This window comes from Cupriavidus sp. SK-3 (genome assembly GCF_000611145.1).
In the GTDB taxonomy this organism is placed as follows: Bacteria; Pseudomonadota; Gammaproteobacteria; order Burkholderiales; family Burkholderiaceae; genus Cupriavidus.
Map to the genome: position 1 here is coordinate 60,689 of NZ_JFJV02000029.1, position 6,980 is coordinate 67,668.

Below are 6,980 nucleotides of genomic sequence, written 5' to 3' on the forward strand. Positions count from 1 at the left end.
AACCCGCCGTACGCCCCCCCTGCGGGACGGGATCAGTTGCGCCCGATCTCCTGAAGAATGCGCGTCAGCAGGTACAACCGCGGCACGATCGAATCGATCTCGATGTACTCGTCGCGCGCGTGGTAGCCGAAGCCCGCGAGGCCAAAGCTCTCCACTACCACAGCCTTGCCGGAGCGCCCGGCGAACCCCGCGTCGGTGGCACCGCCGGTGCCTTCGGCCAGCGCCAGCTGGCGGCCGTCGAGTTCGGCGTAGATGGCTTGCGCGCGCTGCGCCAGTTCGCGCCCGCGTGCGTTGGCGACAAACGGCGGGCGGCCCGTTTCCATGGTCACCGTGGTCTGCGTGTCGGGGACGAGCTTGCCCTCCTCGACCTTCTTCTGCAGCGCGGCTTGCAGCTTCTCCGGGCCGTCCTTGACCGTCATGCGCACGTCGCCGATGGCGGTGGCACGCTCGGGGATCTGGTTGCGTACCTCGCCGGCCTGGGCGGTGGTCCAGTTGAGCTGGGTGCCCGGCACCGATTTGGCCACGTCGCGCGTCTGCTGCAACTGGTAGGCCAGCTCGATCAGCGCATTGCGGCCCAGTTCCGGCGCGGCGCCGGCATGCGAGGCGCGGCCCTTCACCTCCATGGTCGCGGTGGCGGTGCCGCTGGCGCCCATCAACAGGGCTTCGGCCTTGACCACCGCCTTGGCGGCGGTCGGCTCGAACGACAGCACTACGTCATGCTGGTCGGCCAGGCTGGCGATGGTCTCGCCGGAACCGACCGAGCCCACTTCCTCGTCCGGATTGAACAGGACGGTCAGTTGCGCGTAGTCCTGCCAGCCGGCCGCCTTGAGGATGGCCAGCGAATGCAGGATCACCGCGATGCCACCCTTGTCGTCGGCGATGCCGGGGCCGTAAAGGCGGTTGCCTTCCTGCCTGATCGGCTGCGTCGCCAGCGTATTGGCCGGATAAACCGTGTCCATGTGGGCGATCAGCATGATGCGGCGCTTGCCCGTGCCGGTGAGCGTGCCCTTGACCATGGTGCCGGGGCCTTTTGTCACGGCGATGCGTTCGGTGCCGGCGCCGAGCGCCTTCAGGCGGCCTTCGGTATAGCTGGCCATCTGCGCCAGTCCCGCCGCGTTGGCGCTGCCGGACTCGATCGACACCATCTCCTTGAGCGACTGGACCACCGCCGGCTCTGCAGTGCGCGCCGCATCCAGCAACCCGGCATCGGCGGCGCAGGCGCTGCCGGTGGCGAGGGCAAGGACGGCCATGGCGGCATGAGTAAGCCGGCGCAAGGATGAATGCATGAAATCTCCCGTTGAGGATGTTTGTACTTGTGGATTCGTTCTTGCCAGTCTGCGCTGGCGGCGGCAACGCAAACGCGCCGCCGCCAGTCATCGGCAGGTAAGCGTCGGGCGCGCGTCAGTTGCGCCCGATCTCCTGCAGGATGCGCGACATCAGGTAGAGCCGCGGCACGATCGAATCGATTTCGATGTACTCGTCGCGCGCATGGTAGCCGAAGCCCGCCAGGCCGAAGCTCTCCAGCACCGTGGGCTTGCCCGAGCGGGCGGCGTAGCCCGCGTCGGTGCCGCCGCCGGTCTGCGGCACCAGCGTCAGGTCACGGTCGATCTCCTTGTAGATGGCCTGCGCCCGCGCTGCCAGCGCGCGGCTGCGCTGGTCGGCCACGTACGGCGGATGGCCGGGCGTGAGGTTGAGCGTGGTTTCGGTGTCCGGAACCAGTTTGCTGGAGCCAAGCTTGGCTTGCAGCGCCGTCCGCAGTTTTTCCAGCGCGCCGGGCTGGGTCAGGCGGACATCGCCCACGGCCTCGGCCTTCTCGGTGATCTGGTTCAGCGGGCCGCTGGCGCTCGCGCGGGTCCAGACCAGCGCCGCGCCCGGCACGTCCTTGGCCACATCGCGCGTCTGGAGCATCTGGTATGACAGTTCGTAAAGCGCATTGCGGCCCAGCTCCGGCGCGGCGCCGGCATGCGCGGCACGGCCTTTGACATCCAGCGTGGCGGTGGCGACGCCGGCGGAAGCCAGCAGCAGGGGTTGGCCTTTCATCACCACCGAGCCGGCCGAGGGCTCGCAGGAGAGCACCACGTCATGCTGTTCGGCCAGCCTGGCGATGGTGTCGCCGGAACCGGGCGAGCCCACTTCCTCATCCGGGTTCAACAGCACCGTCAGCTCGGCGTAGTCCTTCCAGCCGGCCGCCTTGAGAATCGCCAGCGAATGCAGGATCACCGCGATGCCGCCCTTGTCGTCGGCGATGCCGGGACCGTACAGGCGGTTGCCATCCAGCCTGATGGGCTGCGTCGCCAGCGTGTTCGGCCCGTAAACCGTATCCATGTGGGCAATCAGCATGATGCGGCGCTTGCCCGTGCCGGTGAACGTGCCCTTGACCATGGTGCCGGGGCCTTTGGTGACGGGGATGCGCTCGGTGCTGGCGCCCAGCGCCTTGAGCCGGCCTTCGGTGAAGCTGGCCATCTGCGCCAGGCCCGCCGCGTTGGCGCTGCCAGACTCGATCGACACCATGTCCTTGAGCGACTGGATCAGCGCGGGCTCGGCCGCGCGGGCAGCGTCCAGCAGTTGCGCATCGGCGGCGCGGGCGCTGCCGGCGGCACCGAGGGCCAGCGTGAGCGCGGCGACAGCGGTCTGGGTAAGTCGGCGCAGGGATGGCTGCATGAAGTCTCCTGTTGCTTGCATCGTTATTGTGGTCAGGCGGGTTGCCCGCCGAGCGACGATGCTAGCCCTTGCGCGCGCGGCAAGGTAGGATCAATCCCGCCAATTGGAATGCCGATCCCGCCATGCCTGACGCTGACCCCTCTGCCCTCCCCGCGCCGCCCGCCGGTTCCGACAACCCAGCCGCCAGCGGCGCTGGCCGCCCCGTGCCGCTGCACGTGCGCCTGCTATGGCTGCCGGAGGCCATGCCGGGCATGCTGTTCGGGGCGCTGGACGTGCTGCGCGCGGCGGCCGGGGTAGCCCGGCTGCAACGCCCGGATGCCGACCGCGACCTGAGCTGGAGCGTGATCGGCCCGTCGGGCCGCGCGCTCGCCCTCCCTGCCCTGGGCCTGGAGCCCGCGCGGCGGCGCCGGCGCGCCGCGGCGGATGGCAATGCGCTGGTGGTCATACCGGGACTGCTGGCACGCAACGCCCCGCACCTGGGCGAAATCGTCAGCGGCGCGACCCAGGCGCTGCGCTTGCTGGAGCGCCACGCGCAGGCGGGCGGCTGGATTGCCGCGGGGGCAAGCGGTATCGCCTTCGCCGCCGAACTTGGCCTGCTCGATGGCGCGCGCATGGGCGCGCCCTGGACCTTCCAGAGCTGGATGGCCAAGCGCTATCCCCGCTGCGATTTCTCCGCCAGTGAACCGATGAGCGTGCATCAGCGCGTGTTCGGCTGCGTCGCGCCGGCGCTGCAAACGGAGTTCATGCTGCGCGTGCTGGGCCACCTGCATGACCCGGACCTGGCGCAGACCTGCTCGCGCATGCTGCTGTACCAGGCCGAGCGCCAGCAGCTCACGCCGGAACTGGTGTCGCAACGCTGGCTCAGCAAGACCGCCGACAGCCCCGTCTATCGCGCCATGCGCTGGCTGCAGGCCAACGTCGATGCGCCGTACCGGCTGGCCCTGGTGGCGCAGGCGGCCGCCACCAGCGAGCGCACCTTGCTGCGGCATTTCCGGCAAGTCAGCGGCATGACGCCGCTGGAGTATCTGCACGGGCTGCGCGTGGAGCGCGCCAAGACCTTGCTGGAGGTGACGCTGCACGGCTCGCAAGCCGTGGCGGAAGCCTGCGGCTACAGCGATGCGGCGGCGTTCCGCCGGCTGTTCCAGCGGGCTACGGGGATGTCGCTGTCGAGCTATCGGGCGCGCTTCGCGCTGCGCTCGCAGCGGCGCTACTGGCGCGTGGAGGACATGCCGCGCACGGCCGGCGGCGCATGAGCGCATCGGGCGCACCAAGACAGGGGCCGCCGGCCGTGCGCGGCCCCACCGTCCAGGCTTCCAGGTTGCAAACGTCTGCTTAATTGCTCAGCACGATGCGATTGACCACATCCTCCACGCCATGCACGTACCAGGCATCCCGCTCGGCCTGGCGTTTCGCGGCTTCGGTGGTGGCATAGCCTTCAAGCGTGACCACCCGGTTTTCCGTACGTACCTGGATGCGGTCGGCATCGACGAACTGGTCTGTCTCCAGGACCAGCTTGAGCGCTTCCGTGACTTCGTCGTCGCGGTCGGTTTCCGCCGGGGCCACCACCAGTTCGTTGACCACGCAGCGGCAGCCACGCGACCACCAGGCCAGCACGCCGGCCAGCCGCATGTGCGACAGGCTGATCACGTGCCCCCGCAGCGTCACGACGCCGTCGACAACTTCGACCTCGATCTCGCCGCTGGACTCGCCAACGGCCTCGCGCACCGGCTCGATGCGCCCCTTGGTATGCGCGCAGATCCGGCAATTGCGGAAATCGATCGCCTGCAGCAGGCGCACGCAGATCGCATTGCGCAGCTCGCCGTCGCCAACCGCCGCGCCACCGTCGGCCACGCGCAGGTGATCGATTACCGCCGACACACCGTCGACACGGCGCACCGAGGCGGCAACGCGGCTCTTGTCGACAATATCGGGCACTTCGCCTTCGAGAATCAGCGCGCCGTCGCTCAGGCGCAGGTGGATGGTGGGATGGATGGAATGGCTGTGAAACGGCACGTGGGCGATGGCTGCCCTAGCCTGGGTCAGGACTGCTTCACTGCTATACATGATGTCTGCCTTATCTTTGAAGGTCTGGATATAGGAGACGGCGTTCCGTCCGGAAAACGCCCTCGCAGCCCCGCGCCGGTACCACGGTGCGAAACGGCGAATCTTCATTATAGGTAGCCAGGCTGGCTACGCCCGACCTGTTGCCAGGGCGGAGTGACGGACGCAAGCCAGCCCGCGCGAAACGCCGCTCAGGTCTCTACCGTGGCGTCCATGGTGATCTCGGCCTTGAACAGCTTCGAGACCGGGCAGCCCGCCTTGGCCGTTTGCAGTGCCTTCTCGACCGCGGCCTTGTCGGCACCCGGGACACGCACCTTCACGTCCAGGTGCACGGCGGTGATGGTGAAGCCCGAATCATCTTTGTCCAGGGTGACGGTGGCTTTGGTCGCGATGCTCTCGGCAACCATCTTGGCTTCGCCCAGGAACAGCGACAGCGCCATGGAAAAACAGCCTGCATGGGCCGCTCCGATGAGTTCCTCGGGATTGGTGCCCGGCCCGCCCTCGAAGCGGGCCTTGAAGCCGTACGGCGCGTCCTTGAGCACTCCGCTTTCCGCCGAGATGCTGCCCAGGCCGTCCTTGATGCCGCCCTGCCATTTAGCCGATCCGTACTTTTGCATGAGTGTTCTCCATGGTCGAAAAGCAATGTGGCGCAACCTTCGCCGCGCCGGGGGTGAGGCGGCAAGTGCCCGTCCGCATACTTCGGTGCAGCGTTGGTGCCGCAGGTATGGCCACCTGAGCTCACTGCCGCCGGCCGGGAAAAATCTTCCCCTAGAAGGCAAATTTCCTGAATTAACAGCTAACTCCATCAAATAAACGGACAATTCCCCTCAATTTATCGCAATTATCGGGAACCGAACCCTCCTTCGACTGCCTTACTTCCGCGGCGCGGCATCGGTGGATTGCTGCCGGGCCAAGCTGAATCACAATAGGACGCAATCCGGAAAACGGCCAGCAGCCTCGCTGCGAGCCGCCTGGCGGTCCGCGGCGAACGCGCAGCACCCATCACAATTGACCACCATCCAATCACAACAAAGGGAGAACGGATGTCATTGACTTCCAATAAATTGCCTGCCTGGACCTTGTGGCTGCCACTGGCAGCCTGGGCCATCCTCGGGGCGGGCATGGCGGCGCCTGGCCAGGCGCCGCTGCTGGTGCTGGCCGGCCTGGCGCTCGCGGGCTCGGTATTCGCGGCCGTGCACCATGCCGAGGTGGTAGCGCATAAAGTGGGCGAGCCGTTCGGCACGCTGGTGCTGGCGATTGCGGTGACCGTGATCGAGGTGGCGCTGATCGTCTCGGTGATGCTGTCCGCCGGCCCCGAAAAAGCCGGGCTGGCGCGCGATACCGTGTTCGCCGCGGCCATGCTGGTATGCAACGGCATCGTGGGGATCTGTCTTCTGGTCGGCGGCCTGCGCCATCGCGAACAGGCTTTCCAGGCACCGGGCGCCACCGCCGCGCTGGCGGTGCTGGCCGCGCTGGCGGTGCTCACGATGGTGCTGCCGAACTACACCAGCGCCATCCCCGGACCCATGCTGTCGCAATCGCAACTGGCCTTCGCGGGCATCGCCTCGCTGGTCCTCTACGGCAGCTTTGTGTTCGTGCAGACGGTGCGCCATCGAGACTACTTCCTTGTCGACGGCACCTCGGACGAGAGCGTGCACGCGCCGCCGCCGCCCGCGAAGATCGCGCTTGCCAGCGGCGGCATGCTGCTGGTTTGCCTGGTGGCGGTGGTCGGCCTGGCCAAGCTGCTCTCGCCCACGGTGGAAGCCGCGGTAGCCAGCGCCGGCGCGCCGCCGGCCGTGGTCGGCATCGTGATTGCCGCGCTGGTGCTGTTGCCGGAAGGCCTGGCCGCCTTGCGCGCCGCGCGCGCCGACCGGCTGCAGACCAGCATGAACCTGGCCCTGGGCTCCGCGCTGGCCAGCATCGGGCTGACCATCCCGACCGTGGCCATGGTCTTCATCGTGGTCGGCAAGCCGCTGATGCTGGGCCTGGGCCCGACCGAAACCGTGCTGCTAGCGCTGACCCTGCTGGTCAGCACGCTCACGCTGCATTCCGGCCGCACCACCATGCTGCAAGGCGTAGTGCACCTGGTCATCCTGGCGGCCTACCTGTTCCTGTCCGTCGTGCCCTGAGCGCCCTGAGCGCCCTGAGCGCCCTGAGCGCCCTGAACGCCCTGAACGCCCTGAACGCCGCTGACTGTGGCCCGCCATCGGGCCACCTGCCTCGCGACGCGAAGCGAGCCGTGAAGGTGTACCAGGCCG

The 6,980-nt window shown here is 67.9% G+C and carries 6 protein-coding genes; 2 read left to right on the top strand and 4 right to left on the bottom strand.

Going from position 1 to position 6,980, the window contains the following annotated elements; genetic code table 11:
- Positions 1-32 precede the first annotated feature (32 nt).
- Both CF70_RS02640 and CF70_RS02645 read right to left on the bottom strand, forming a co-directional pair.
- Positions 33-1,286, bottom strand: coding sequence for a M20/M25/M40 family metallo-hydrolase (locus tag CF70_RS02640; protein ID WP_035859924.1), 1,254 nt, complete (start codon positions 1,284-1,286; stop codon positions 33-35).
- Positions 1,287-1,401: 115 nt separating this feature from the next.
- On the bottom strand, positions 1,402-2,661 hold the full coding sequence (locus CF70_RS02645; RefSeq protein ID WP_035859926.1) for a glutamate carboxypeptidase: 1,260 nt from the start codon (positions 2,659-2,661) through the stop codon (positions 1,402-1,404).
- Between the two features lie 242 nt (positions 2,662-2,903).
- On the opposite strand from CF70_RS02645, the gene CF70_RS02650 reads away from it, so the two are divergent.
- Positions 2,904-3,914 (top strand): GlxA family transcriptional regulator, encoded by a 1,011-nt coding sequence (locus CF70_RS02650; protein ID WP_235184862.1) that lies wholly within the window; start codon positions 2,904-2,906, stop codon positions 3,912-3,914.
- A gap of 79 nt (positions 3,915-3,993) precedes the next feature.
- On the opposite strand, the gene CF70_RS02655 is transcribed toward CF70_RS02650, so the two are convergent.
- Entirely contained in the window at positions 3,994-4,725 is a 732-nt protein-coding gene (locus tag CF70_RS02655; protein ID WP_035860005.1) for a BON domain-containing protein, read from the bottom strand.
- Between the two features lie 188 nt (positions 4,726-4,913).
- The gene (locus CF70_RS02660; RefSeq protein ID WP_035859928.1) at positions 4,914-5,339 is read right to left on the bottom strand and encodes an OsmC family protein; all 426 of its coding nucleotides are present in this window, start codon (positions 5,337-5,339) and stop codon (positions 4,914-4,916) included.
- Between the two features lie 426 nt (positions 5,340-5,765).
- Between CF70_RS02660 and CF70_RS02665 the strand changes: the two genes are divergently transcribed.
- Positions 5,766-6,851: a calcium:proton antiporter gene (locus tag CF70_RS02665; RefSeq protein ID WP_035859930.1), complete on the top strand. Its 1,086-nt coding sequence runs from the start codon at positions 5,766-5,768 to the stop codon at positions 6,849-6,851.
- Positions 6,852-6,980 lie beyond the last annotated feature (129 nt).